This is a genomic window from uncultured Planococcus sp. (assembly GCF_947501725.1).
GTDB lineage: Bacteria > Bacillota > Bacilli > Bacillales_A > Planococcaceae > Planococcus > Planococcus donghaensis_C.
Map to the genome: position 1 here is coordinate 22294 of NZ_CANMXD010000006.1, position 24590 is coordinate 46883.

At 46.6% G+C, this 24590-nt stretch carries 25 protein-coding genes; 8 read left to right on the forward strand and 17 right to left on the reverse strand.

From position 1 onward, the window contains the following. Window positions 1-7: 7 nt before the first annotated feature. The 5 genes from Q0785_RS10275 to Q0785_RS10295 all read right to left on the reverse strand — a co-directional run bounded on the left by Q0785_RS10275 (window position 8) and on the right by Q0785_RS10295 (window position 4743). Window positions 8-1765: an acyl-CoA dehydrogenase family protein gene (locus Q0785_RS10275; protein ID WP_298829415.1), complete on the reverse strand. Its 1758-nt coding sequence runs from the start codon at window positions 1763-1765 to the stop codon at window positions 8-10. Then, complete coding sequence (locus tag Q0785_RS10280) at window positions 1755-2177, reverse strand: thioesterase family protein (protein WP_223637328.1); 423 nt, start codon at window positions 2175-2177, stop codon at window positions 1755-1757. Before Q0785_RS10280 ends, Q0785_RS10275 begins: the two co-directional genes overlap by 11 nt. 21 nt (window positions 2178-2198) lie before the next feature. Then, complete coding sequence (locus tag Q0785_RS10285; RefSeq protein WP_298829801.1) at window positions 2199-2756, reverse strand: TetR/AcrR family transcriptional regulator; 558 nt, start codon at window positions 2754-2756, stop codon at window positions 2199-2201. A gap of 31 nt (window positions 2757-2787) precedes the next feature. Next, a complete protein-coding gene (locus Q0785_RS10290; RefSeq protein ID WP_298829419.1) occupies window positions 2788-3561 on the reverse strand; it encodes an SDR family oxidoreductase in 774 nt (257 codons plus the stop codon). Between the two features lie 231 nt (window positions 3562-3792). Beyond that, window positions 3793-4743: a threonine/serine dehydratase gene (locus tag Q0785_RS10295; RefSeq protein ID WP_298829421.1), complete on the reverse strand. Its 951-nt coding sequence runs from the start codon at window positions 4741-4743 to the stop codon at window positions 3793-3795. A gap of 250 nt (window positions 4744-4993) precedes the next feature. Between Q0785_RS10295 and Q0785_RS10300 the strand changes: the two genes are divergently transcribed. The 3 genes from Q0785_RS10300 to Q0785_RS10310 all read left to right on the forward strand — a co-directional run bounded on the left by Q0785_RS10300 (window position 4994) and on the right by Q0785_RS10310 (window position 8616). Further along, complete coding sequence (locus Q0785_RS10300; protein WP_298829423.1) at window positions 4994-5554, forward strand: DUF1273 domain-containing protein; 561 nt, start codon at window positions 4994-4996, stop codon at window positions 5552-5554. A gap of 90 nt (window positions 5555-5644) precedes the next feature. Then, the gene (locus tag Q0785_RS10305; protein ID WP_298829425.1) at window positions 5645-7135 is read left to right on the forward strand and encodes a BCCT family transporter; all 1491 of its coding nucleotides are present in this window, start codon (window positions 5645-5647) and stop codon (window positions 7133-7135) included. A gap of 107 nt (window positions 7136-7242) precedes the next feature. Beyond that, window positions 7243-8616, forward strand: coding sequence for a Glu/Leu/Phe/Val dehydrogenase (locus tag Q0785_RS10310; RefSeq protein ID WP_298829427.1), 1374 nt, complete (start codon window positions 7243-7245; stop codon window positions 8614-8616). A 43-nt stretch (window positions 8617-8659) separates the two neighbouring features. Here Q0785_RS10310 and Q0785_RS10315 read toward each other — a convergent pair whose 3' ends face one another. The 3 genes from Q0785_RS10315 to Q0785_RS10325 are packed head-to-tail and all read right to left on the reverse strand — an operon-like array spanning window position 8660 to window position 11316. Further along, the gene (locus tag Q0785_RS10315) at window positions 8660-9568 is read right to left on the reverse strand and encodes a catalase family peroxidase (protein WP_298829429.1); all 909 of its coding nucleotides are present in this window, start codon (window positions 9566-9568) and stop codon (window positions 8660-8662) included. 49 nt (window positions 9569-9617) lie between these two features. Then, window positions 9618-10394, reverse strand: coding sequence for an ABC transporter permease (locus Q0785_RS10320; RefSeq protein ID WP_298829430.1), 777 nt, complete (start codon window positions 10392-10394; stop codon window positions 9618-9620). A gap of 4 nt (window positions 10395-10398) precedes the next feature. Further along, entirely contained in the window at window positions 10399-11316 is a 918-nt protein-coding gene (locus Q0785_RS10325) for an ABC transporter ATP-binding protein (protein ID WP_298829432.1), read from the reverse strand. 200 nt (window positions 11317-11516) lie between these two features. Here Q0785_RS10325 and Q0785_RS10330 point away from each other — a divergent pair, with 200 nt between their 5' ends. The 3 genes from Q0785_RS10330 (at window position 11517) to Q0785_RS10340 (ending at window position 14153) form a co-directional block, all read left to right on the forward strand. Next, on the forward strand, window positions 11517-11786 hold the full coding sequence (locus tag Q0785_RS10330; RefSeq protein ID WP_366522835.1) for a GNAT family N-acetyltransferase: 270 nt from the start codon (window positions 11517-11519) through the stop codon (window positions 11784-11786). 120 nt (window positions 11787-11906) lie between these two features. Beyond that, window positions 11907-13121: an erythromycin esterase family protein gene (locus tag Q0785_RS10335; RefSeq protein WP_298829805.1), complete on the forward strand. Its 1215-nt coding sequence runs from the start codon at window positions 11907-11909 to the stop codon at window positions 13119-13121. A 96-nt stretch (window positions 13122-13217) separates the two neighbouring features. Next, window positions 13218-14153 (forward strand): aldo/keto reductase, encoded by a 936-nt coding sequence (locus Q0785_RS10340; protein ID WP_298829434.1) that lies wholly within the window; start codon window positions 13218-13220, stop codon window positions 14151-14153. A 44-nt stretch (window positions 14154-14197) separates the two neighbouring features. On the opposite strand, the gene Q0785_RS10345 is transcribed toward Q0785_RS10340, so the two are convergent. Beyond that, the gene (locus Q0785_RS10345; RefSeq protein WP_298829436.1) at window positions 14198-14875 is read right to left on the reverse strand and encodes a hypothetical protein; all 678 of its coding nucleotides are present in this window, start codon (window positions 14873-14875) and stop codon (window positions 14198-14200) included. A 128-nt stretch (window positions 14876-15003) separates the two neighbouring features. Here Q0785_RS10345 and Q0785_RS10350 point away from each other — a divergent pair, with 128 nt between their 5' ends. Continuing rightward, window positions 15004-15300, forward strand: a complete 297-nt coding sequence (locus Q0785_RS10350; RefSeq protein ID WP_298829438.1) for a hypothetical protein — start codon at window positions 15004-15006, stop codon at window positions 15298-15300. A gap of 28 nt (window positions 15301-15328) precedes the next feature. On the opposite strand, the gene Q0785_RS10355 is transcribed toward Q0785_RS10350, so the two are convergent. The 3 genes from Q0785_RS10355 to Q0785_RS10365 form a co-directional block, all read right to left on the reverse strand. Continuing rightward, on the reverse strand, window positions 15329-15535 hold the full coding sequence (locus tag Q0785_RS10355; protein ID WP_298829440.1) for a hypothetical protein: 207 nt from the start codon (window positions 15533-15535) through the stop codon (window positions 15329-15331). A 111-nt stretch (window positions 15536-15646) separates the two neighbouring features. After that, complete coding sequence (locus Q0785_RS10360) at window positions 15647-16597, reverse strand: alpha-L-glutamate ligase (RefSeq protein WP_298829442.1); 951 nt, start codon at window positions 16595-16597, stop codon at window positions 15647-15649. 210 nt (window positions 16598-16807) lie between these two features. Then, entirely contained in the window at window positions 16808-17287 is a 480-nt protein-coding gene (locus tag Q0785_RS10365; protein ID WP_298829444.1) for a PaaI family thioesterase, read from the reverse strand. A 654-nt stretch (window positions 17288-17941) separates the two neighbouring features. Between Q0785_RS10365 and pepF the strand changes: the two genes are divergently transcribed. After that, window positions 17942-19753 carry an oligoendopeptidase F gene (pepF, locus tag Q0785_RS10370; protein ID WP_298829446.1) on the forward strand — a complete coding sequence of 604 codons (1812 nt, stop codon included), beginning with the start codon at window positions 17942-17944 and terminating at the stop codon, window positions 19751-19753. 374 nt (window positions 19754-20127) lie between these two features. Here pepF and Q0785_RS10375 read toward each other — a convergent pair whose 3' ends face one another. From Q0785_RS10375 to Q0785_RS10395, 5 genes are all read right to left on the reverse strand, one after another. Further along, complete coding sequence (locus Q0785_RS10375) at window positions 20128-21414, reverse strand: purine/pyrimidine permease (RefSeq protein ID WP_223637378.1); 1287 nt, start codon at window positions 21412-21414, stop codon at window positions 20128-20130. Window positions 21415-21497: 83 nt separating this feature from the next. Beyond that, window positions 21498-21767 (reverse strand): hypothetical protein, encoded by a 270-nt coding sequence (locus Q0785_RS10380; RefSeq protein ID WP_223637381.1) that lies wholly within the window; start codon window positions 21765-21767, stop codon window positions 21498-21500. 169 nt (window positions 21768-21936) lie between these two features. Next, a complete protein-coding gene (locus tag Q0785_RS10385; protein ID WP_223637384.1) occupies window positions 21937-22578 on the reverse strand; it encodes an NAD(P)-dependent oxidoreductase in 642 nt (213 codons plus the stop codon). 128 nt (window positions 22579-22706) lie between these two features. Then, window positions 22707-23729, reverse strand: coding sequence for an LLM class flavin-dependent oxidoreductase (locus tag Q0785_RS10390; RefSeq protein WP_298829450.1), 1023 nt, complete (start codon window positions 23727-23729; stop codon window positions 22707-22709). A 107-nt stretch (window positions 23730-23836) separates the two neighbouring features. Next, on the reverse strand, window positions 23837-24571 hold the full coding sequence (locus tag Q0785_RS10395; protein ID WP_298829452.1) for an MBL fold metallo-hydrolase: 735 nt from the start codon (window positions 24569-24571) through the stop codon (window positions 23837-23839). Window positions 24572-24590 lie beyond the last annotated feature (19 nt).

The window sequence follows — 24590 nt, forward strand, 5'->3', positions numbered from 1 at the left end:
AATCCCCCTAATAGATGTATTGTTCCGCATTCAATAGATTTTTTGCAATCTGCCGTTTTACTTTGTCCATGCTGCCGCGCTGCAGCCGGCTCAATTCGTTTGTCACAGCTACGGTATTGCGTCCCAGTTGGTTTTCAGCAGAAGCTGCCTGCATCATTTTGCGGGCTGCCATCTCCACTTCGAGCAATGTATCGCCCGTCAACGCCTGTGCCATCAGCACTTTCTGTGCGTGTCCGCCTGTTTCAATAGCTTTAGCCGTTCTCATCACTGCCGATTCCAAAGCATACAAAGCGATGGCGATATCCGCCAATGCCATCAATGTTTCCTGCTCTTCGCCAAGTCCATTGCCGTATGTTTCATAGGCAACACCGGTACAGAACAGGAAAATGCGGCGAATTGCCTGGACGGCTTCTATTTCCCGGGAAATAGGCGAGTCGCCTGTAGCCGCAGGAGCCTTCATTTCTTCGATCGCCGTCGCTGTGAGCTGTGGTAATGGGAGCTTTCCTTTAGCCGCCTGCTTCAACAGGTTTCCAGGAATCAGCAATCGGTTCACTTCATTTGTCCCTTCAAAAATCCGGTTGATCCGTGAATCCCGGTACATTTGCTCCACCTTGTACTCCTTGATAAAGCCATAGCCACCGTGCAATTGAAGTGCTTCGTCCGCTACAAAATCGAGCGTTTCCGAGCCATACACTTTGCAGACTGCGCATTCGACCGCGTATTCCATCAGCTGCTTGGCGATCAGGCCCTGATCTTCCGATTCATATAGGCCGCCCAGTGCATCTTCCAGGTATCCGGCAGTCCGGTACTGCAGTGATTCAGAAGCATAGATGCGGAGCGCCATATCTGCTAATTTTTCCTGCGTCGCCGTAAATTCAGCAATTGTTTTGCCGAACTGGCGGCGCTCGCTGGTGTATTTCAGTGCCAGCTCCAAGCCGTATTTTGCCGCACCCATGCAGGCAGACCCCAAATTATAGCGGCCCAAATTCAAGACATTCAACGCGATGACGTGACCCTTCCCGATTTCACCAAGCAAGTTTTCTACCGGTACTTGGCAGTCTTCAAAAATGACCGAACGTGTCGAAGAACCTTTAATGCCCATCTTCTGTTCCTCAGGTCCAAGCGACAGGCCGGGGTGATCTTTCTCTACAATAAAAGCCGTGAAAGCCGTGCCATCCACTTTTGCGTAAACGATGAACGTATCGGAAAAAGCCGCATTGGTGATGAACATCTTCGTTCCATTCAATAAGTAGTGAGTACCCGCTTCATTGAGCTTGGCTGTCGTTTTCGCAGATAGTGCATCGGACCCTGCTCCTGGTTCCGTCAGGCAGTAAGCCCCGATAAATTCGCCTGAAGCCAGCTTCGGCAAATACTTCTCTTTTTGCTCTCGCGTTCCGAAATAAGTGATCGGCAACGTCGCAATACACGTATGGTTGGAATGCGCCACGCCGTAGCCTCCAGCTGAACCAAGCGACTCCCCGACCAGCCCTTTGCTGATCTTGTCCAGGCCAAGGCCGCCATATACCTCCGGAATACTATGGCTAAGCAATCCTAAATCTCCTGCTTTTCCCAAAAGCTCTTTGACCAAACCGAAATTTTGGTTTTCAATGTCCTCGTTGTTCGGCCGCACTTCCTTCTCGAGAAAGCGCTTGGCTGTTTTAGCGATCAAGCGATGTTCGTCGGTAAAATCTTCCGGGGTAAAAAAACGCTCGGACGGTTGGTACAGAAAAGCCGCCCCTTTATAACCCGAGATTTTAGTTTCCATGTGGACTTGCCTCCTTCAGTAGATGCTTTTCAAGCAGCTGGCGGTTGGCTTCCGGTAGAACTTCGCTTTTTTGGGTTTTGAAGTTGAAATGAACCGCACTTGCCTGCCCTTTTGCTACCAGTTCCCCACTTTCAGCATCTTTAATTTCATGTACCACCTGAAAACTCGAGTTGCCGATTCTGCTGACTGCCGTTTGGACGACTAATTTTTGATTGTAATAACCTTGGCTGACAAAATCGCAGGAAGCTGAAGCAAGAATGATTTTCCAGTTATTGATGTCACGCCCAAATCCCAAATCTGCGAAAAATTCAGTCCTTGCTTCTTCCAGATAAATAAAATAGCTGATATTGCTGATATGGCCCAATGCGTCTGTTTCACTAAAACGTACTTTCACTGGGATTTCATGTACCATTACCCTTTCCTCCTCTGCACATTAAACGATGCCGTTCAAAATCAAATCGCTGTATATGTCAGCCAGGCGATCAGCTGAAATTCCTCCAGCTGGATTGAACCATTGGTAACTCCAGTTAGTGACGCCTAAAATAGCGAAAGCGATGATATCCGGTTGCAGTCCTTGCCGAAATTCATGTTGAACCATCCCATCACTTATAATTTCCTCCAGGTTTTTCCGAAATTTTTCACGCTTCCCCTTAACTTCCAATGCGTTGTCTTCGCAAAGGTGGCGCATTTCCCTGAAGAATACTTTTCCGCTTGGTCCGTGGTTTGCAATATCGATAATCAATAAAGCGATAATCTGCGTCAGTTTTTCCCGATTGCTCAGCTGCTTTCGCCGAATCTTCTCCTGATGCTCCAGCAAATCATCGATATACCCCAAATGAATGTCCATCAGCAATTGTTCCTTACTGGTGAAGTAATAGTAGAAAGTTCCTTTCGTCACCCCTAAGGCCTGGACGATATCCTGTATCGATGTTTCACTGAATCCTCTTTCCTCAAACAGGAGAATACTTTTCTGTTTGATTTCCGCTTTCATGGTCATTCCCCGCCATCCATTTTGCCGTAGTTTAGAGAGCGTGCATGCCGCCGTCGACGACAACAACATCACCGGTTATATAGTCTGAAGCTTTTGATGCCAGGAACAAAGCCGTCCCTTTCAAATCCTCTTCTGTGCCAAAGCGGTTCAAAGGTGTTTGGGCAAGCAAGCCTTCCTGCCCTTGTTCCATTACAACTTTCGACATTTTGGTCGGAAAGAACCCCGGGGCAATGGCATTGACGTTAATATTATGCTGACCCCATTTGGCAGCCAGATCTTTCGTAAAAGTGATGACCGCACCTTTGCTGGTGTTATAGCCGATGGTGTCCATCAACGTCGGGTCAATTCCCCCTAGTCCGGCAACCGAAGAAATATTGATGATTTTCCCACTCTTTTGTTCGATCATCGCCTTTCCTACTTCTCGGCTCATCAGGAATGTTCCCGTTACATTGACGTCCATGACCTTTTTCCATGCATCCAGTGGCATATCGACAACCGGTGCTCCCCAGGTGGCACCGGAATTATTGACCAGAATATCGATAGTACCGAATTTCTCAAGCGTTTTTTGAACGACCATCTCTACATCAGTGGGATTGGTGACATCGCAAGCCAGTGCCAGCGTACCGACACCCATTCCGTCCAACTTAGCTGCCGTTTCCTGGCAAGCTTCCACCTTCCGCGAACATAAGACGACGTTTGCCCCTGCCTCTGCAAAAGCTTCCGCCATCATGGCCCCAAGACCACGGCCTCCACCTGTTATAATCGCTGTCTTCCCATCCAATTTGAATAAATCCATTACGTTCATCTTCCATCCCCCTGACTGATGATATCGTTTCCATACTAACTAGTTAGTATGTTCAGAATACTTAAATTTATGGTACCGTTTTCAAACGTGGAATGCAAGGAACGATTTCTATGATAAAAGCAGGCTGATCTACTCCCATAAGCCACCGATCAGCCTGCCTGTCATTTCTTATCGGGTTTTCAGCTTCATACTGCTTCTGTCCGTTTTAATACTTAGCGCTCATCCATGGATTCAGTTTTTCAAAAAAAGAGGAATCTGATGCAGATCGACATTTCCTCCTGATAGGACGACTGCCACTTTGCCATTTGCTTTACCGGCTTTGCCTGCCATCACTGCGGCTAAGCCTGTTGCACCAGAAGGTTCTACTAGTTGCTTTGTACGTTCCAGTAAAAATTGGAACGCCTCTTTTATCTCTTCTTCAGAAACCAGGACCAGCTCATCCAACTTGTCTTTCAAAATGGGAAAGGTCAAATCACCCGGTTGCGAAGTGCGCAAACCGTCCGCGATGGTCGAAGTGTCGGAAATGGAGGTGATCCTCCCTTTTCGAAGTGACTGAAACGTATCATCAGCAGTCTCCGGTTCAACTCCGATAACTCGGACTTCCGGCTTACTCCTTTTTACCGCTGAAAGAATTCCTCCAATCAAGCCGCCGCCTCCAACCGGTACGACGATGACAGTCACATCCTCCAGCTGCTCCAAAATCTCCAACCCAATCGTTCCCTGCCCGGCGATGACAGCAGGATGATCGTAGGGAGGAATATAGACACCTCCATTGTCTTCAGCTAATTGCTTGGCTCTCGGTATTCGATCAGCAGACGTCAGTCCGCAATATTCCACTTCAGCCTGGTAGGCTTTTATCGCTTCCACTTTTGCTCGATTGGCATCCTCAGGAACGACAATCACCGCCGGAACGCCCAACTGTCCTGCGATATAAGCGACTGCCTGCCCATGATTGCCGGATGACGCCGCGGTAATAGAGCGCGCACCATCTGCAACTGCCTGCTTCACAGCATTTGTGGCTCCCCGTATTTTGAAAGAACCTGTCTTCTGCAGATGCTCCGCTTTTAAAAAGATCTCCATTCCACAGCGTTCATTGAGCAGTGAAGACGTTAAAATCGGTGTCCGATGGATCGTACCGCGAATTTCCTGCTGCGCTTTTTTTACATCCTCCAAGCTGACCATTTTATACACTCCTTTATCTTACTGATTGAAGTCTCTTTTTTTATGTCCGTACCTTAACATATTCCCTCACAAGGGAATAAATATTCCGTTTTAATGCCTCACTGCTGAAACCTTGTTTTCATCCAGGTTTTCCTGTGCGATGTCCTCTTCATTTTACTTTCTTCACTAAACGGAATACTTGAATCGGCTATTCAATCCATTAGCTATACGGTAGACTTAGATTGCAAATCCTTGAAAAGGAGTGGATAGATTGTTGAAACGATTAGTTGTCACCGGCTATAAACAACATGAACTCGGGATCTTCGATGAAAAGAGTCCAGGTATCCGTTTTATTAAAAAAGCTTTGGAAAACCGCTTTCGCGCTTTAGTGGATGAAGGGTTGGAGTGGGTGATTGTAAGTGGGCAACTCGGTGTTGAAACTTGGGCTGCAGAAGTGGTTTTAGAAATGAAAGAGGAGTTCCCGGCATTGAAATATGCCGTGCTTACACCATTTCTGGAGCAGGAAAAAAGATGGAACGAAAAAAAACAGGAACATTACCGGATGATCCTCGACAAAGCTGATTTCCATCGCAGCCTAACCAGTAAACCCTATGAAGCTCCCTGGCAGTTTATCGAGAAAAACAAATTCTTCTTGCGCAATTCCGACGGCATCCTGATCATCTATGACGAAGAAACCGATGGCTCGCCTAAATTCATCAAAAAAGAAGCAGAGCGTTATGCAGAAACATCAGACTACCAAGTCTTGACCATAACCGGCGACGACCTGCGTGTTGTGGCAGAAGAAGAACAACTGAAGGAATGGGACAATTAATAGCCCACACATTCCTTTCTCCGGTTGACTATGCGGAAGCTTTTAGGTAACCTTAACAACTATGTTAAAAAAATTACTTTAGGAGGAATTATGAATAAAGCTTCGAAAGTCTTTTACATCACATTTGCACTGGTTATCTTAACTGTAGCTTTTGGCGTTATCGCGCCTGAAACCTTTGAAACTGCCACTGGAAACATTCGGAACTATATCAATACAGCATTTGGCTGGTATTACTTAATGATCATGGCCATTCTGCTGATTCTTGTCGCCATAATCATGGTCAGCCCTTACGGTAAAATCCGTTTAGGCAAAGACTCAGATCGTCCGGAATTTTCGACATTTACTTGGATTTCCATGTTATTTTCAGCCGGCATGGGAATTGGCCTCGTCTTTTACGGTGCTTCAGAGCCTTTATCCCATTTCGCTGTTCAAACTGCAACAGCTGAACTTGGATCAGACGCAGCTTTCAAGGAAGCTCTCCAGCGTTCTTATTATCACTGGGGCATCCATGTTTGGACGATGTATGGAATGGTCGCACTGTCGTTAGCCTTTTTCCAATTCAGAAAAGGCCAGCCTGCTTTAATTTCATCAACATTGAAGCCGATTTTCGGTGACAAGATGAACGGTCCCTTAGGAACGCTTGTTGACGTCCTGGCTGTTTTTGCTACAGTCTTTGGTGTAGCAACATCACTCGGCTTTGGTGCTGCTCAAATTAACGGAGGCATTTCCTACTTGTTTGGAGTCCCACAGGAATACTGGGTACAGATGATTATTATTGGCGTTGTAACCATACTGTTCATCATTTCTGCGTGGTCAGGACTGAACAAAGGCATCAAGTACCTGTCTAATACCAATATGGTGTTGGCTATCGTTTTACTTGCCCTAGTCCTTATATTAGGTCCAACGATTTTGATTTTGAACTTGTTTACTGAAACTTTTGGGGCGTATATTCAGAACCTGATCAGCTTGAGCTTCCAATCTGCACCCTTGGATGCGGAAAACCGCAGTTGGCTCGATGGCTGGACCATTTTCTATTGGGCCTGGTGGATTTCTTGGGCCCCGTTTGTCAGTATGTTTATTGCCCGCATCTCAAAAGGTCGTACCATCCGTGAGTTTCTGGCCGGCGTTGTGCTAGCTCCAACAATCTTTGGATCGATCTGGTTTGCTGCTTTTGGTACAACAGCCATCAACATTCAGAAAAGCGGAATTGATTTAACAGCTTTTCCGACCGAACAAACGCTATTCGCAATGTTCAATGAGCTGCCTTTTGGTTTTGTCATGTCGATAGTCGCCATTCTGCTCGTCAGTACATTCTTCATTACATCAGCCGACTCAGCTACCTTTGTACTGGGAATGCAATCAACGCGCGGTTCATTAGTGCCAAGCAATCAAATTAAGATTCTTTGGGGAATTGCCCAGTCGATGGTGGCGGCTATCCTGCTATCTGTCGGCGGCTTAACGGCGGTGCAGAACACCATCATCATTGCGGCATTGCCTTTCTCCTTTGTGATTATCCTAATGGTATTCGCTTTATTCAAAGCCTTAAATCAGGAATTGCATTTGATGAAAAACAAAAAATAAACACCAGCCGTCTTCGGGAGATTCCTGAAGACGGTTTTTCTTATTGATTAAATAGACATAGAGCGGGTATAGGTTAATTAGACAATATACTTGGAGGTGTTCCGAATATGCAGAAAGAAACAAAAAAAATCATTCAGGAATCATTGGATGCATTGCTTGAAAATGATTCGTTCCTACCCGGTTTGACGGATCGAAAACAAGCTTTTTCTTCATTAAGCGCCATTCTCTCCACCCCCGACAAAATACATAAAGCTTTCCTGAGGGTGCCTTTGGATGATGGAAGTGTGGTACGAATTCCTGCCTTCCGCGCGCAGCATAACGATGCGATGGGTCCTTATAAAGGAGGCATCCGTTTTCACGAAAGCGTCAACGAAGAAGAAGTCATTAATCTCGCATTTCTGATGACTTTGAAAAATGCCCTTCATAAAGTGCCGTTTGGCGGCGGCAAAGGCGGCATTGTGCTTAATCCACGCGAGTACTCGGAAAAAGAGTTGAATCTTATTTCCAGAAAGTATGTCCGTTATTTTGCCGATGTCATCGGTCCCGATAAAGATATTCCTGCACCGGATATGGGTTCGGGCGAACGGGAAATGGACTGGATGATGGCAGAATATAAGAAAGTCCATCACGGCACTCCTTACCTTGGAAGCTTCACCGGTAAAAGTGTCGTCAATGGCGGTTCTCTCGGAAGACGGGAAGCGACCGGGAAAGGCGTCTACTTTACGTTCCGTTATCTGCTCCACGATTACGTGAAAGCAAACCAACAACTGCTGTCCAACAGCGATAATCCTTTTGCAAAAACGACATTGGAATTATACGACCGTCCCTTGAAGATGGCCGTTCAAGGCTTCGGAAACGTGGGCTCTGTTGCAGCTCTCGAAGCTTATAAATGTCCTCTAATCGACCATAAAATCGTCGCCGTCAGCGACCGCAACATCACACTCTATAACGAAGATGGACTGGACATCCCCGCATTGATCGAATTCACCAAAACCAATCGCGGAGATTTGCCATCGACTGAAGAGCAACTGCAAAGCGCCAGCATCAAAGCAGAAATAAAAGAACGGGACGTTCTCGTCACATTGCCTGTTGACGTGCTGCTTCTGGCAGCGTTGGAAAACCAGATTCGTGAAGACAATATGAAAGATGTCCAGGCACGGATCATCATTGAAGGTGCAAATGCACCGACGACAGCTGAGGCTGATGAATACCTGAATGAACGAGGTATCGTCGTCATCCCTGACATTCTGGCAAATGCCGGTGGGGTTATCGTCTCTTATTTCGAATGGCTGCAAGGCCGTGAAACCCAGTTCTATACAGAAGCAGAAGTTTACCGGTTATTGATTGAAAAAATGCAGGAAACCATGGACATGATGCTTCCGCAATATTATGGAGATCCATATGCCCTCCGCCAAAACTGCTTTATCCATGCCGTTACACGGCTCTCGACCGTGATTTATCGACAAGGGAAACTCTACTGAGATACAGAAAACGCACAGCCCATTAAGTTGGGCTGTGCGTTTTTTACGTCTCAGACATTCTTCGTTGATGGGAAATTCGATAGGCATCGTGTCGGAAGTTGAGGATCTGGTCTTCTGAGCATTCAATGCCTTCTGTAACAAGTGTAGGATCGAAGACAATTTGGTCTGCTTCCGGCGCTTCTTCTGTAATCGACAAATAGCCGATCGTTATCTTCTCCCGGTTTTCTGGCCATTCTTTTGTCGGATCATCGGTGGGGTCTCCCGGCTCTCCCAAAATCACATTCAAGCGGAAGTTCACCGGACCTTGTGCGATTCTGTCTTCTATATCCGCTTCAAAAAAGCCGACCGGCAAGGCAACCGCATCAAGCGGTGATAATGTCTCCACCCCTTCTTCCGGTTCCCATAAATACTTGACCGGCTGACGCTGGCCGTCTTGATTGGTAAAATAAAACGCATGGATCGAATGGTACTGGCCAGTGGCAAAACTAGCTGGTGCCTGCATTTTCCGGATGTTGTCGATCATTGCTCCACTTTCAGGATAATCAGCCAACAAACCAGCAAGCTCCTTTAAGCTGGGCTTTCCTTTCTTGAACGAATTGACGACACCAAGCATCTCGGTAAAGATTTCAGGTGTTTTAGCAAAGAAAATAGGAGACGTGACACCTACAATATTGGTGGCTTCCCCGTTCGGCAAACGAAATTGGACCGCCATTCCTTTGACTGGCGACATGGCATCAGCCCATGTCGGATCTGGAGAAAAATGTGAAAAGCGCACAAACGCGCTGCTCTCTCCTTGTTGAAAATGCGGTGCTGTCGTCAAATGGTTGGCCGAACCCGTCGCTGTAAAAATCGCCCTGTAACTTTTTCCTCTGGCATGGGCTCGCCGGTAGCCCGGATAAATACCGAATACCTTTTCAATTCGATTGATGGCCGTTTCTGCTAACTCATCCATGTCATCACCTCTTCTATGTTTCATACCCTTTTTTGCCGATTTTAACTTCTCAATGCTGGTCTGCATACAACCACCATGAAACGGTGGCTGCCAAGCCGATGAAGCCCGTGAAAAGAACCAAAAAGAAACTGCCGGCTCCGAGTGCCGTCTCCGTTCCAGCCATTCCACTGAATATGGCTGGAACGGCCCAAGGGAAAAATGCTCCATAGCCGGCTGCCGCAATAACTTGGGCGAGCACCACCATGAAGAGGATAAAACCTATGGGCGCTAAATAGCCTCTGCCATAGCAGGCCAAAAAAGCAGGCGGTGCACTGAGTGCCAAAGTAAGAAGCGTCGTAGCCACCAATACAAAACCTTTGTCCAACACCATTTCCAAAGACCATTCCGGCAGTTGGATAAAGAATCCGATGCTCACTCCCAGCAGGACTATATAGACGCTCAGCAATAAATTCGTTAACATTACAGCTAAAAACTTTGCCAGGATGATGATCATGCGGTGTGTCGGCAAGGTCAAAAGATCCTTGATGGTCCGATCTGCGTATTCTCTGCCAAATACCCAGCTTGTCACAAAGCCGAATACCAGAATCCCTCCCACCGCAATGATCTGTGCCAGCATACTCAGATAGGTGGGCCAATCTGCTACACCGAAAATCTGGGCTTTATCCCCAATCAATCCTGAACTTTTCGCAAGCGCTGGGTTCTTTAGTACAAATATAAAGAATCCTGCCATCATAGGTGCCATCGTAAAGACAGCTAGGGTAATCCAAATCATCTTCGACTTCCGGATCTTCAACATCTCCACTTGAACCGCCCTCAAGAAAGCCATCGAGTTACTCCTTTCGCTGAGTGATGACACGCAAGAAATAGGATTCCAAGTCCTCCTCTTCCAAAGCCAGATGAGTCGGAGGAATACCACTGGAAACCAGGTACCGGGAAATTTCATCCGGGTACTGTAAAGCATAATCGGCAGTTGTTTCGATTCTCCCATCTTTGTTAAATACGGCTGAATACCCCGCGTTATTCAACTCAGTCATCGCTCTATCCTTTTCCCGTGCATCGATTACCAGGCGTTTACGCAGCAGGTCCTTAAACCCGTCTGCCTTGATTTCCTGAAGCAATTTCCCTTGGTGGATTACGCCTATTGTAGTCGCAATTTTAGCCACCTCGCTTAAAAGATGGCTGGACATGAAAATCGTCACGCCTAAATCCTTGGCCAGATGCTGAAACAGTTCCCGGACCTCAATGATGCCTGTCGGATCAAGTCCATTTGACGGCTCATCCAAAATTAAAATTTCCGGTTTATGCAGCAACGCTTTGGCGATGCCCAAACGCTGGGTATTGCCCAACGATAGCTTGCCGGCTTTTTTGTCTGCATAGCCCGTCAGCTTTAGCTGCTCCATCACCTGGTGCACTGCATCCGCATCGGAAACCCCTCGCAACTGACGGAAAATCTCCAGATTCTCTTTGACCGTCAACTCCGGATAGGCATAAGGCGTTTCCACAAGGCTCCCTACGTTCGCCCACATAGAATGGTTGGAAAGCTCTATTTTTCGGCCTTGAATGGAACAAGACCCATGGCTGGGACGAACCATTCCAAGCAGCATTTTGATAGTGGTTGTTTTGCCTGACCCGTTTAAACCGATAAAGCCATAAATCTCTCCTTTTTCGATTTCCAGCGAAACATCTTCTACAGCTGAAAAGTTCTTGTAGCGCTTGGATAATTGAGACAATTGAATGACAGGATCCATTTTCCCATCGCTCCTTTACCAAAGACTCTTTATACTTCATTGAAACTGAATTTTCACTTATATTATGCCCCTGTTTCTTCCAACTTACAATCTTCTTCAGGACAGCCGAAGAACTTTCCTTGCAGAACTTGAATATTCTCTACCGGAACAGGGAATACAAAGAAAGAATGCATCAAAACAGATTAAAGGAGGCAACATCAGTGGATTTCAAACACGAAAACAATAAGTTTGCGGCTCTGGAAAATTCCGAAGAATTGGCTTTCCTGAGCTATGTAGAAAATGGCGATGTTTTGACTGTCGACCATACCGAAGTTTCCCCACAGCTGGAAGGCCAGGGAATCGGCAAAAAACTAGTGGCGCAGGTTGTCGAATATGCCCGCAGTGAAAACAAGACCATTGACCCGCAATGTCCATTCGCAAATGGCGTCATTGAAAAGACTCCGGAATTTCAGGACGTACTGGCAAAATAAGAAAGCATCCGCTCACAGCGGATGCTTTTTTTCGTCTTTGTTTGAGAGAGCCGACAGCGGGAACATGAACAATAAAAGGGGTTGAAACCTGTGAAGATATCGCTAGAGGAAGCAGTCAAGATGAACGCACAGCCATTCCGTTCAATTGAAGATTTGACACCTCTTTTAGAAGCGATCGGCGATGCAAAGTTTGTCCTTCTGGGAGAAGCGACACATGGAACATCCGAGTTTTATACATGGCGGGCAGCTTTGACCAAAAGATTGATTCTAGACAAGGGTTTTTCAATAATTGCTGTCGAGGGCGATTGGCCGTCTTCTCAACAGGTCAATCGCTACATTAAAGATTTTAGCGAAGATGATCCACAACCGCATGAAGTGCTTCAGGCTTTTAAGCGCTGGCCAACCTGGATGTGGGCAAATGAAGAAATTGCTGATTTTATTGGCTGGCTGAGAGAGCATAACCAGAAAACGCCACAAAAAGTCGGTTTTTACGGCATTGATGTCTACAGTCTTTGGGAATCCATGGAAGAAGTGATCCATTATCTATCAAAAACCAATCCGTCCAGCGGGGATGTCGAATTGGCAAAAGAAGCATTCGCCTGCTTTGAGCCCTTTAACCGGGAACCCGAAAATTATGGGGTGACTGCTGCGGACTTCTCCAAATCATGCGTGGAGGAGGTGTCCAAATTGCTGGCCTCCATCCGCTCGAACGAAGACCTGTATAAAGATTCAGGCGAGGCTGATTTGGATTTGAAAATTAATGCCCTCGTCCTGAAAAATGCAGAAGACTATTATCGGGCCATGGTACAAAGCGGTGAAATGTCTTGGAATATCCGGGATGAACACATGGTGGAAGCCATCAACGAAGTTCGCGATTACCATGGTACAGAAGCAAAAATCATTATCTGGGAGCATAATACCCATATCGGCGATGCCAGCGCCACCGATATGAAAAACGAAGGCATGACCAATGTGGGGCAAATCCTCCGTGAGCAAAACCGTGTGGACGATGTATTCGCAGTGGGCTTCGGCACTCATTCCGGAACGGTCATTGCTGCACCTTCCTGGGGAGATCCTGCCGAAGAAATGGCCGTTCCTCCTGCAACACCGAATACGTGGGAAGATCTTCTGCATCGGACCGGTGCTTTTAATAAATTTCTGCTGTTCCATTCGGAGAATTTCGCTCTTTTTGATCGCTGGGTTGGCCATCGTGCAATCGGAGTCGTCTATAACCCTGAATTCGAGGCATATGGCAATTATGTTCCTTCAAAAATGTCCCAGCGATATGATGCTTTTATTTTCATTGACCATACCCACGCACTTCGCCCGCTTTAAAATAGCCGGACAGCTCTTTTGGAGCATTGTTCTTCGACCTTCAAATTTTTGAATGTTATGATAAAAACAGACTTACTTAAAGGAGCTGTACTGACAATGACGGAAAAGGCGCAACTTGGAAAGACAGGCTTATACATCAACCCGATCGGCCTCGGCATAAATGCTGTAGGCGGACACAATCTTTACCCGGACTTAAATGAAGATACCGGCAAGGAACTGGTGCACGCCGGCATCGATAACGGACTGAACTTCATTGATACGGCTTACGCTTACGGCTATGGCCGCTCAGAGGAATTATTGGGTGAAGTGCTGCAGGAATCAGGAGCACGCCAGGAAATGGTGGTGGCGACCAAAGCGGCTCAACGCCGTCAAGGGGATGAGCACATCACCGACAATTCACCTACGTTTTTGAAACAGGCGGTGGAAGACAGCTTGAAACGGCTGCAGACCGATTATATCGATTTGTTCTACATCCATTTTCCAGATGAACAAACCCCGAAAGCTGAAGCGGTCGGCGCTCTGCAACGCTTAAAAGAAGAAGGCAAAATCCGCTCAATCGGTGTCTCGAATTTTTCTATGGAACAATTAAAGGATGCCAATAAAGATGGCTATGTGGACGTTTTTCAAGGTGAATACAACTTGCTGAAGCGTGAGGCTGAAGAGGATTACTTCCCTTATGTAAAAGAACATGGCATTTCCTATGTCCCCTACTTCCCTTTTGCAGCAGGCTTACTTGCAGGAAAATACGATAAAACTAAGACCTTTGATGATTTACGGACAAACATGCCTCATCTTCAGGGAGAGGAATTCGAACGCAACTTGGAAAAAGTGCGGAGACTGAATGACCTGGCTGAAGCGAAAGGCACTGAGACAGCTCATATGGTGTTGGCCTGGTACCTAGCACGCCCTGAAATCGACGGCGTGATTCCTGGAGCCAAACGCGCGGATCAAGTGTTGTCGAATTTGAGTGCTTTGGACGTTCAACTCAGCACGGAAGAAATTCTGGAAATCGGTTCTATTTTCAAAAACTAACCTAAAAATAAAAGGCGACCCACAAGGGGTCGCCTTTTATGATTTTATCTGAATTCGCCGTCGTTGATGTTGTATAAATAACTCCAGTTATCTGCTTTATACAACTCATGGAAAGTGATGCGCTCCCCTGTTCCCAAGGTCACTTCTTCTCCAGCAATCGCTACAACCATTGCTGTGCCTGTGTTATCCAGGTTCAAGTAAACATCTCCGATAGAAGGACGGATTGCGTTCTTCTCACGCAACACTTCCTCCAACTGAGCATCCTGCTCCAGTTGTTCAGCTGAAACCTTGGATTTGTCAAAGTAGACGATATCGTTGCTGCCTTGTTCTTCTCCAGATGCCATAACGAGGAATTCTTTTGATTTCACTGTGTTCTGGCGAGTGGTGATGACATTATTCCCTTCAACCGACTCTACTTTTTCAAACTCATTCAGCGAATAATGATCCATGTAATCAGGATCTGGTTTGGTGATTAGAATATAACCGCCTTCTTCTGCCGGGAGATCCTCACGCAAAGTATATCTCGACCCAAAGAATAAGAAGGAATCCATATGCTTCGGTTTATAGAATGTGACCTCATCAGCCTTGCTGGCCACTTGTTCCATATCTTTGACGCGGAACATCAGCACCGACTTCTTAGCTAGCGGCTTCACAGAATATACCTTGTGTAATTCATTTTGATAATAAACGAATTGCCCTTTTCTTACTTGCAGTAATTTCATAATTCACCCTCCGATACTGTCATTGCCATGGCTTCATTCTAGAGGAAAAATAGATAGAAGTCCATGCAAGCACTCGAATTGTTTGGTATGCTACTAACACAAAACGATTAATGATGGAGGTCCCTTTCATGAATAACGAAAATAGAGATGAATATATCATAAAAAAATACCAGCAGGATGAGGAAGTGATGGTCCAGCTTTTTGTCCAATGGTGCACGAACCACCAGCTGGATCCTGCCGAACTTTATCAGCGCGCATATCCGGGACAACTGCAAAGTCCCGTCCTGACTGCCGCAATCGAACAGTCGGATGCAGCAGAATTGGAGATTGATCATGAAACATTGCTCGACGTCCTTCAGATGTTCGGGAATGACGATCTGGCATTTGTGGTTTCGGAAGAAATCGTAAAGCTTCCAAAAAAGTAAAAGATCCAGTGCAGCTGCACTCGACCTTTTACTTTTTGCGTTTCCGCAGCTCTTTTGCTTTATTTTCAATATAACTGGTCTGCAGATTTTCATAGCGATTGGATGCTACATTGCTGTAGATCTTATCGAACTTCGAATCGTCTTCGACCGGCTCAACTTCTTCCGCTTCAATTTCCTCTGCTTCTGCAGATTCCGGACGTTCTGTCAGCTCTTCTTCTTTTTTTTGCTCTACCATCATCAAACACCCCTTCTTCTGATCCTCATCACCTGGAAGTTTCCCTTCATTGCCCATCCCTAAACTAAAGAAAGACCGCCTTTTTAAATAAGCCGACGGCCGTGGCTTTCTTCAAACAGTCTGTTTCATATTTTTTAGTGCTTGCCCAAGAAATTCGGCCAGTTCAAGCATGCCGAACTTCCCGGCTTCCGCCTCTGCATCGGCGTTGTAATTGGTATTCGTATTGACGTCATACGTGAAAATTTCACCTTCAGCATTGCGGATAAATTCAATCCCTGCTACGTCGATTCCATTTTGGTTCAAGAAAGCTTCGTACTTTTTCAGGATTGGGTCGTCAAAACCATCAATCACTTGGAACTTCGGTTTTTCTTCCGCTTCTTCGCCAACTGGACAGAACAGGTCATCAATCCGGCAAGCATCTGCAGGGCATAACTCAAATCCTTCAGAAGTATCCACTTGAACCGCATAGACAAATTTACCACCGACAAATTCGCAGCGGGTGATGAATGGCTCCGGTGCCTGAATGTACTCCTGAATCAAGGTGATGCCATCGATGGACGGTTCGAATTCAGGGCCGTCCACATATTCCTTCAACGCTTCGAGTGAATGGAACAACCGGACGCCTAAGCCTTTTCCGGCACGGTTATGCTTGGTGATGAAGGATGGCACGTCCATCTTCTCAGCCGCTTTTAAGATCTGCTCCTTGCCGTTGGCCGCAATCGTTTTCGGTGTCCCGATCCCTCCGGCATTCAAAGCCATATACTGGTTGACCTTGCTGACTTCTAGACGCAGGGCGCGGCTGCCATTAAAAACCTTACGCCCATGATGTTCCAGCCACACCAGCAGGGATTCCGTCATTTCAGGCGCAAAACGATGGCCTCTTGTATGGGAAGAGGCACTCATCCGGCTGTAGAAAACGCCTTCAGGCGGTGTTTCGTTCAAATCCACCAGGTTTTCATCGATAAACCAGTCTTCATAAGGCAACCCCAATTCATCGAGCCGCTTAAAAAGATGCTCAGTCCATTCTTCATTTTCATGGATAACATAAATTTTTTCCGTCATGCTGTATCCTCCCAGATGTGCAGCGCTTTAAACGCCTTTTTTCTCCAACTACTGTATCAGCCACAACTCAACTAAAGTTTCTGCACGAAATATTCAATCATTTATAGAATAAAATCAGTATACAATAATGTCCTTTAATCTTACCAGCAAACTAGACTTTAGCCTTTTTTGGATATAAAAACAAGATGGGGATGCTGGTCCACCCTCAAGTCATTTTGCAAAAGATGCAGGCATGACCACTGCTGTCACTTCGCCTGTCGCACATAAAACATCACCAGCATACACTTCTGTTTTCACCTTGAATTTCTTCGGATGGACTTCTTCAACTTTTCCTACGGCCTTCAAAACGATTCCTTGAGGCGTCGGTTTCAAATAATCGACATGCAGCGAAGCCGTGACAAATCGCGGCGGTTCTTCCCCACTGCCAGGCTCAAAGCCGTTTTTCCGGTGCAATGCCAATGAAGCGGAACCGGTTCCGTGGCAGTCGACCAGCGAAGCGATCAACCCCCCGTAAACGAATCCGGGGATAGCCGTATGTACTTCCTTCGGTTCATACAAAGTGACTGTTTCTTCGCCATCCCAGGCTGTACGGAATTGATGCCCTTCTTTATTGAGGCGGCCACAGCCGTAGCACCAGGCGAAGTCTTCCGGGTATTCGTCCTGAATTGCACTTACTGAATGATTTTCCATAATTTACTCCTCTTTTCGTTGGGATATTTCTTCTTGAACTAGATTTGCGCTAAGCTCACTTTTCATTAGACAAAGGAAAAAGCATGATCCTTTTCATCAGATCATGCTCTTCCTTTTTCCACCCCTCGAAAATCCTGAGGGATTTTTTGCACGCGGAAAATTTTATTAAATTCTTTCTACAAACTGTAAATCTCTGACGAAATATGAAACTCTCGTCATTGCAGTTTAGTCGCGCTGACTGTCACTTGCCGATAGGGCAATTAGGTTCACATTTACTTCTCAGTGAATTTTTTTGGTTCTGCAGCCAGGCTTTCAATTGCACTTCCACAAAAAACTTACGGCTTACTGTTTGAAACACTTTCCGGATAGAAACCCGAGTAACAATGGTCCCTGACAAGAGTGAATATCGTCAGTAAAGCAAATTTTCCGCCAAGGCTGTGCAGTTTCTCGTCTGAAGGCGATTCTGGATCGAATCCAGTCGTATTCTTCCGACGGTGATTCCGCCTTGTACTTTACATTACCCACCTTGTATTTAAATCTAAACCTAGTTTTTAAAATTTTTTTATAAATTCTGAATAATATTTTTACATTTCTTCTTTCTGCCTCTATACTAATAATTAGTTCGAAAACCGTAATACATAGAGGAGAGATCACATGGTTAAAAGTTTGCCAGTACGTTCAGCGGTTCCTGTTGAAGAGACGTGGAATTTATCGAGTTTATTTTCAGATTCAGAAGAGTTTAACCGAGCCTTGGAAAGCTTGGAGCAGGATGCTGAAGCTCTCAGCCAAAAAACACAAGGCACGATTGTTGATGCCCCTTCGGCCATCCAGGCTTTAACAGATTATCTGGCTTTCCTTGAAAAATTAATCCCGCTGAGCACTTATGCCAGCTTAACAATCAGCACAGACCAAACCAATGACGAGGCTCAACTGCAGTCCAGTAAATTTGGAGCAGCTGCTGCTAAAATCAGCAGCAAGCTTTCTTTCATCAACAGCGAGCTGCTCGCTTTGCCGAAAGAAACCTTGGAGCAGGCAATGCAGGAATCAACGGAATTCAAGGTATTCCTGGAAAAACTTCTCCGCAAAAAACCTTACCAGTTGCATCCTGAAGTGGAAAAAAGCCTTGCCGCTTATTCATCCACGTTCAGTGCGCCATACGGTCTTTACAACACGACAAAAATGGTCGATATGAACTTTGAGGATTTTGAAGTGAATGGCCAAAAATATCCGCTCAGCTACGTCTCCTTTGAAGGCGACTGGGAAGCAGAGCCTGATACAGAGCTTCGCCGAGCAGCATTTGAAGCCTTTTCGAAGAAACTGAAGGATTATCAGCACACGACCGCCAAAACCTATGATATGCACTTGCAGACGGAAAAAACAACAGCAGATTTGCGCGGCTACGATAGCATATTTGATTACCTCCTCATCAACCAGGAAGTGGACCGCCCGCTCTACAACCGCCAAATCGACCTGATCACCAAAGAGCTCGCGCCGCATATGCAGAAATACGCAAAATTATTACAGAAGGTCCATGGCCTCAACCGCATGACCTTTGCAGACTTGAAGATTTCCCTGGACCCGAACTATGAGCCAGAAATCACCGTAGAAGAATCCAAAAAGTATATTGATGATTCCCTTTCCATCATGGGTCCCGATTACCTCGAAATGATCGACCGGTCTTATTCCGAAAGATGGATCGACTTTGCTCAAAACAAAGGGAAATCGACCGGCGCTTTCTGTTCAAGTCCATACGGCGACCATCCGTATATCCTGATTTCCTGGACCGGCCGCATGAATGAGGTTTTTGTGCTGGCTCACGAACTTGGGCACGCCGGCCATTTCTACAACGCCAACCGCGAGCAGAATGCCCTTAACGCCCGGCCATCCCTTTACTTTATCGAAGCACCTTCTACGATGAATGAAATGCTGGTGGCCAACCACTTATTGAAGAACTCGGAAGATCCGAAATTCAAACGCTGGGTGATTTCTTCGATAGTGGCCAGAACCTATTACCATAATTTCGTGACACACTTGCTTGAAGCTGCTTATCAACGCAACGTATATGAACGGATTGATGAAGGAAAAAGTGTCAACGCCAGCATTTTGAATAGCATCAAACGAGGTGTATTAGAGGAATTCTGGGGTGATGCGGTCGATATTACAGAGGGCGCCGAATTGACATGGATGCGCCAGCCGCATTATTACATGGGCTTGTATCCGTACACCTACAGTGCCGGATTGACCATCTCCACGCAAGTTTCCAAACGGATACTGAACGAAGGCCAGCCAGCTGTCGACGAATGGCTGGAGGTCCTGAAAGCCGGCGGCACCAAAACACCGGTGGAGCTGGCACAAATGGCCGGAGTCGATATCACGACCGAACAGCCATTGCGTGACACCATCGCCTATATCGGCGAACTCGTGGATGAGCTGGAACGTCTGACAGAAGAAATCGAAAAAGAATAAAGACAAATGACTTTAAAGCCGTGCGCCTATGCGTACGGCTTTTCAGGTTGCCGAGAACCTTCTATCAAGTATTGATTGGCAGAAGCTTGCTGCTCCGGCTACACCCAAGGTTTTTATGAGCGTTTGGACTGAACGACTGCAAATCTCCACGAGCGACCATAAATCCTTTTGAACGCCCATAAATCCCCACGAGCGACCATAAATGAACAATCCAACTATCAAATCACCAAAAAAGCTCTCTGCCGTGTCGGCAAAGAGCTCTTTCTATAAGCTTTTATCCAAATCCCCTCGAAAAATGGGGATGCTTGTACCGGTGCACTGGTTTCGCGCTACCAAAAACGCACGATCGACGCAATAACAGCACGAAGACTTTTTCAGACTCTCTTTTTCCGCCACAGCAGGAGCTGTTCCACAAAGATAGCGATGATGGTGCCGGTGATTAGACCGTTCGATAAGGTAGCTGCCAAAACGGAGGGCAGATTCGCCATGCTTTCAGGCGGTACAAACATGATGCCGACACCGCTCATCAAACCGAACGCGGCCACTTTATAGGAATGCTGCCTGTCCCCTTCATTTTCCAATTCCGTAAAGGCCATCTCCACCATTTTGGTGAAGACCGCGAAAATGACCGCGTAAGCGACTGGGGCCGGCAAAGATGCCAGAATCGCCATGAGCGCCGGAAAAAAGCTGATCAGCACCACGATGATTCCACCGAAGATGAAGGGCTTGAGCGCCGGCGTTCTGGTAGCGCTGACAAACCCAGCCGCTCCTGAAATCGGTACGGGACCGATGGATGAGAACAATCCGGCAATGATGTGATTGATCCCTGAAGCTGCTGAAGCTTGTTTAATACGGTCTGGCGCTTCAATCGAAAAGGAGTTCTTCAACACGCTTTCCATCACACGGATCGACGCCATCATATTAGCAATCAGCAGGATGGTCAAAAACAAAGCGGTCACAAACATGCCGCTGTCCCAAATCAGCGGTCCGAAGACCAGCATCTTCGGCAAAGAAACCAATGCGCTGACGCTTCCTTCTGCTTCCGGTGCTTTTCCAAGAATCCAGAAAATCAGCCAGCCTGCAGCAATCGCAAACAGGATGGAATAACGGCTGATCCAAGGAGCTTTATGGCCCATGAAAAAGAAGGTCAGTAAAATAACCGCAATGCCGCCCATCAGTACCACCCCATCCACTGAGTCACCTTCAGAGATGATGCCAAGTAAGCCCGTTAGAATCGACTCACTGATTTGAAGAACCAACAACAGGAGGTAAACGAAAGTGATGGTTGGCGTAAACAGGATTTTCAGTTTGTCGACCAAGCCTGTATAGGCAAAGACGATAAAAAGAACGCCGCTGTATAGCAGCCCGCTTTGCAGTGCTTGAAGCGATTCTTCCATGGAAGCATACATAATTCCAACCAATCCCGCATAAACAATGAATATCCCCCACCATAAGCCAGCTGGTCCTTCATTGATCGGCATTCGGTGCCCGATGGATGCCTGTACCAAACAGGCGACGCCCAGTACGAACATGGTCCGCTGTACGAATAGCGCTGTATCTCCTGTATCCATGCCAAAAATACTGGCAATTGCGATCGGTGCCGCAATAGAAGAGGCGATCAGAAAGACCGCCCATTGCACACCGCCAAAAATATTTTTCATAGTCGCTGTCCCCACTTCTCTATTCTCCTCGATTGCTTACAGTATACACCTATTGAAAAGATCAAAAAAAGCCCTGACTGTTGTCAGGACTTCGGTTTATCACGGGCAGCTTTTGCTTCATTCACTTTGCGTACTGTTTCCTGCGGATCAGCGTTGTCCTCATCTGGGCTTTCTGCGTCAAAACCATCTTTGTAGACAGCCGGATAGCCCTGTTCTTCCAATTGCTTCACTTGCTTGCGCGAAGCTTTAACCAGTAACCGCACGATCAATACGGATAAAATGAATATAATAACGACAGAAATAATCCCAGGGATATACTCCGATTTGTCTTCAGGAAAATATAAAAAATCCATTGTGTTGATTCCCACCTTTAAACCTTAAGTTTCATCTCATTATACATCATTCATTCTACTGTTCTTTTAATGAACGTGAACATTTCATGGCAAGTTCCATCCGATTGCCGATGATTCCAACCCAGAAGAAAAGCCGACTTCCTTTGAAATCGACTTCTCCCCAAGACTATTAATGGTTTTCAGAAACCACGGTAAACCGTTTATTCTTATGTTCGCCACTCTCGATTTCATCCACCAGCGCAATGGCATAATCAGCATAGCTGATGTAGCTCTTCCCTTTGCTGTTGACGATAAATCCGTCATCGCCTTTTTGGTAACGGCCTGTACGGCGGCCTTCCGGATCAAAAAATGCAGCAGGACTCAGGAATGTCCATTGGATTCCTTCCGACGCTTCCAGATCAGCCAAATTTTGTGCCTGGCCATTGGCAATCGATTTAAACGCTTCAGGAAACTCGGGAGTTTCTGCCAGACGGGTTGTGCGTGCTTCATCAACGAACAAACTGCCAGCTCCTCCGACTACAATCAAACGGGTATCATGAGCTTCTTTAAGTGCGTCAATCAGAATTCTTCCGGCTTCGATATGCTGCTTGGCCTTTTCAGGTGGAACGCCGAACGCATTCACCACTACATCAAAGGGCGCTAAATCTGCTGCCGTTAAACCGAAAACATCTTTCTCCAGCACCGGCACATCCGAATTTTCGACCTTTTGCGAATCTCTGACAATGGCCGTTACTTCATGCCCTCTTTTCAATGCTTCTTTTAAAATTAAATTGCCTGCTTTTCCTGTGGCGCCTATAATACCTATTTTCATTTACTTTTCCTCCAGTCTCTATAATCTGCATAGGAAGCGAACGAAACGGCTCTTACACCGCTTCAACCGCTTTGCTCTTTTCCTGAGAATCGTGAAGAACATCCACTGTCGAACAGTTCAAGTAAACTTTAGGCAGTCGCAACGTGAAAACGATTTGTCGCCTGCTTCAACACTTCAAATGAGCGTTTTCTTTTTTCCTGATCGTAGATATAGGAAACCGCAATCACTTCGTTAATCTGCAATTCAGCTACAAATTTCCCTAAATCCTCACTTATCGTTTCTTCATCGCCTTTAAAGGTGTATTGGGACATGCCCCGCACCATCATCTCTTCACGGTAGCTCCACTGTCCATCCATTGTATCCAACGGTGGCTGAAGCAGGTTCTTGCTGCCTCTTACGACGTTCAGATAGAATAGATCACTGGATGTCGCCAACTTCTCAGCTTCTTCGTTGGAGTCTGCTGCGACGACATTGACACACACCATGACATACGGCTCAGCCAGATATTCCGAAGGCTGGAATCCGTTGCGGTAAATCTGCAGGGCTTGTTGCAGCTGCTGTGGTGCAAAATGTGCAGCGAACACATATGGCAGTCCAAGGCTTGCAGCAAGCTGAGCACTTGAAGTACTTGATCCCAGGATATAAACCGGCACTGCCGTTCCCACGCCCGGATGCGCTCGGACTGGACCTTGCCCATCCAACGGCTTCAAGTAATTCTGCAGTTCGACGACGTCCTGTGGAAACGCGAACGCGGTTTCCTGCGTGGTTCTGCGAAGCGCATGCGCTGTCTGCATATCAGTTCCTGGAGCACGTCCGAGACCCAAGTTCAAACGTCCCGGATGCATGGTTTCCAACGTGCCGAATTGCTCTGCAACAACCAACGGTGTATGATTCGGCAGCATGATTCCGCCCGATCCCACTTGAATGGATTCGGTGTTTTCAAGGACTTTGGAAATGAGGATTGCCGTAGCTGAGCTGGCAAGCGTAGCTGTATTGTGATGCTCAGACAGCCAAAAGCGGTTGTACCCCAACTTCTCAGCGTGCTGTGCGATTGTGACCATTTCATCTAATGCATCTTTCGTCGTTCCACCTTCACGGACTGGCACCAGGTCCAGAACGGAAATCGGGAATGAATCTATGGGTTGTGACATTTTTTAACTTCCTTTCATCCTTCATATGCTTTAAGGATAAAAGGAAAATATCTGGTACACAAACTATCTGCCTGTCTTCCCCTGCCAAAGGAGAAAAAGCGAGCGGTTCAGATTTCGTAACTCTTTCCTATTACTGCAAATTCGACTTCGCCTGAATAACTGGACTTTGCTGCATGCAGAATTTCATCCAACTCTCCATATTGCGGCAAGTGGGTCAGCAGCAATCGCTTGGCACCGGCACGTTCAGCCAATTCACCAGCCTGGCTGCCGCTGAGATGCCCAGGAATAATGCCCAGGTATTTTTCGTAAAGATTCGATTCAGCAACCAGCAGATCTGTCCCGTCCGAAAAACCGATCAGCTCATCTTTCCAGCTGGTATCTGCCGTAAACACCACACTCTTGCCATCCGCAGTAAATTTCATCGCCAAACAATACACCGGATGAATTGTCTCGCAAAAAGATACTTGCCAAGGCCCCAGCTCCAAAGTCTCGGCAGCCTGTATTGCCCTGCCTTCGGTGACACCTTTATAGGACAGTTTCTTGAACTCTTCCTGGTCCTTGTCATGTGCGTAAATCAGCAAGGGAGTTTCCCACTCCTTCAATTGCATACCTACCATCGCTGCATGCTGCAGAACGCCGATATCAGCGATATGATCCGGGTGATAATGGCTGATGATGACCGCATCCAATTCACGCAATTCCGTATAATTCTGGACGGCCGCCAAGACACCGCTGCCACAATCGACTAAACAGCGGAATCCGTCCTGTTCAATCAAAAAAGCTGATGTCGCTTCATTTTTATTGGGATAGCCTCCCCAAATGCCAATCGGTATGACCTTCAAAGAAATCACTCCTTATCTC

Coding starts and splice junctions, on each gene's coding strand:
- Q0785_RS10350 (WP_298829438.1), top strand. CDS start 15,004: ATGAATAACGAAAATAGAGATGAATATATCATAAAAAAATACCAGCAG.
- Q0785_RS10365 (WP_298829444.1), bottom strand. CDS start 17,287: ATGGAAAATCATTCAGTAAGTGCAATTCAGGACGAATACCCGGAAGAC.
- Q0785_RS10355 (WP_298829440.1), bottom strand. CDS start 15,535: ATGGTAGAGCAAAAAAAAGAAGAAGAGCTGACAGAACGTCCGGAATCT.
- Q0785_RS10380 (WP_223637381.1), bottom strand. CDS start 21,767: ATGGATTTTTTATATTTTCCTGAAGACAAATCGGAGTATATCCCTGGG.
- Q0785_RS10360 (WP_298829442.1), bottom strand. CDS start 16,597: ATGACGGAAAAAATTTATGTTATCCATGAAAATGAAGAATGGACTGAG.
- Q0785_RS10335 (WP_298829805.1), top strand. CDS start 11,907: ATGAACGCACAGCCATTCCGTTCAATTGAAGATTTGACACCTCTTTTA.
- Q0785_RS10340 (WP_298829434.1), top strand. CDS start 13,218: ATGACGGAAAAGGCGCAACTTGGAAAGACAGGCTTATACATCAACCCG.
- Q0785_RS10310 (WP_298829427.1), top strand. CDS start 7,243: ATGCAGAAAGAAACAAAAAAAATCATTCAGGAATCATTGGATGCATTG.
- Q0785_RS10345 (WP_298829436.1), bottom strand. CDS start 14,875: ATGAAATTACTGCAAGTAAGAAAAGGGCAATTCGTTTATTATCAAAAT.
- pepF (WP_298829446.1), top strand. CDS start 17,942: ATGGTTAAAAGTTTGCCAGTACGTTCAGCGGTTCCTGTTGAAGAGACG.
- Q0785_RS10325 (WP_298829432.1), bottom strand. CDS start 11,316: ATGGATCCTGTCATTCAATTGTCTCAATTATCCAAGCGCTACAAGAAC.
- Q0785_RS10285 (WP_298829801.1), bottom strand. CDS start 2,756: ATGAAAGCGGAAATCAAACAGAAAAGTATTCTCCTGTTTGAGGAAAGA.
- Q0785_RS10290 (WP_298829419.1), bottom strand. CDS start 3,561: ATGAACGTAATGGATTTATTCAAATTGGATGGGAAGACAGCGATTATA.
- Q0785_RS10295 (WP_298829421.1), bottom strand. CDS start 4,743: ATGGTCAGCTTGGAGGATGTAAAAAAAGCGCAGCAGGAAATTCGCGGT.
- Q0785_RS10375 (WP_223637378.1), bottom strand. CDS start 21,414: ATGAAAAATATTTTTGGCGGTGTGCAATGGGCGGTCTTTCTGATCGCC.
- Q0785_RS10320 (WP_298829430.1), bottom strand. CDS start 10,394: ATGGCTTTCTTGAGGGCGGTTCAAGTGGAGATGTTGAAGATCCGGAAG.
- Q0785_RS10315 (WP_298829429.1), bottom strand. CDS start 9,568: ATGGATGAGTTAGCAGAAACGGCCATCAATCGAATTGAAAAGGTATTC.
- Q0785_RS10305 (WP_298829425.1), top strand. CDS start 5,645: ATGAATAAAGCTTCGAAAGTCTTTTACATCACATTTGCACTGGTTATC.
- Q0785_RS10275 (WP_298829415.1), bottom strand. CDS start 1,765: ATGGAAACTAAAATCTCGGGTTATAAAGGGGCGGCTTTTCTGTACCAA.
- Q0785_RS10390 (WP_298829450.1), bottom strand. CDS start 23,729: ATGTCACAACCCATAGATTCATTCCCGATTTCCGTTCTGGACCTGGTG.
- Q0785_RS10280 (WP_223637328.1), bottom strand. CDS start 2,177: ATGGTACATGAAATCCCAGTGAAAGTACGTTTTAGTGAAACAGACGCA.
- Q0785_RS10385 (WP_223637384.1), bottom strand. CDS start 22,578: ATGAAAATAGGTATTATAGGCGCCACAGGAAAAGCAGGCAATTTAATT.